Origin of the sequence: Pseudomonas sp. PDM25, from assembly GCF_019219045.1 — a bacterium.
Lineage (GTDB): Bacteria > Pseudomonadota > Gammaproteobacteria > Pseudomonadales > Pseudomonadaceae > Aquipseudomonas.
Window position 1 is genome coordinate 1 of record NZ_JAHUWL010000072.1, and the last position, 406, is coordinate 406.

The following is a 406-nucleotide window of genomic DNA, read 5'->3' on the forward strand; positions in this document are numbered from 1 at the left end:
CAATGGTCGCGGTCTGGCCGGCGGTGAAGGAACCCGTCACACCAGCGACGGTAAAGGTCGCGACACTCAGGGTGTTATCGACATCGCTGTCATTGGTCAACACGTTGCCGGCTGCAACGGTGTCTTCGGCGATGGTTTGGGCATCGGCGGTCAGGACGCTCGCGTCGTCGACCGGGGTGACGTTCAGGTCCAGGGTGCTGGTGGAGCCAGTGTTGGTGGTGTAGCTGACTTGCGGCACGGCACCGTTGTAGTTCTCGACCGGAGTGAAGCTGTAGTCGCCGTTGGCAGCGATCGTCACTGTGCCAACGCCGGCGATCGTTGCAACTTGGCCGGCGGTGAAGCTGCCGGTCACGCCAGCGACGGTAAAGGTCGCGACACTCAGGGTGTTATCGACATCGCTGTCATT

1 protein-coding gene is annotated in these 406 nt (G+C 61.8%); it reads right to left on the reverse strand.

Going from position 1 to position 406, the window contains the following annotated elements; all coding sequences use genetic code 11:
• Window positions 1–406, reverse strand: a 406-nt coding sequence (locus tag KW848_RS31370) for an Ig-like domain-containing protein (RefSeq protein ID WP_218539184.1), incomplete at both ends; no start/stop codon positions are given.